This window comes from Thermus sp. FJN-A, from assembly GCF_054655095.1.
The window spans coordinates 1-244 of the sequence record NZ_BAAHSC010000136.1 but is presented as its reverse complement, the minus strand read 5'-3'; the positions used below and the strand labels follow the sequence as shown (position 1 = coordinate 244).

The 244-nt window shown below is 51.2% G+C and carries 1 protein-coding gene; it reads right to left on the bottom strand.

What is annotated here, in order from left to right; translation table 11 throughout:
• Nucleotides 1-137 precede the first annotated feature (137 nt).
• The coding region (locus tag ACYQ0J_RS00705; protein WP_460170283.1) for an excalibur calcium-binding domain-containing protein at nt 138-244 on the bottom strand (107 nt) is incomplete at its 5' end.

Below are 244 nucleotides of genomic sequence, written 5' to 3'. Positions count from 1 at the left end.
CTCTCGGCTTCCTCCTTGGGGTAACTCCCCTAGTCCCCTCCATTTTTTCAAATTTTCCACATCACATTGCATATGCGTTTCATGTTTTTGTTATTGTTTTTCTCGGTTCGTTTTTGCTTCTTGTAACACTTAACGCCTCACAGGCTGACTTGCCTTAAATTCTCGCTCTCGCACCCCACCCCATCCCTATCCCGGTCAAAGCGGTGCGGGTCCGGGGGCAAGACCTGGAAGCGCTGGTGGGGGA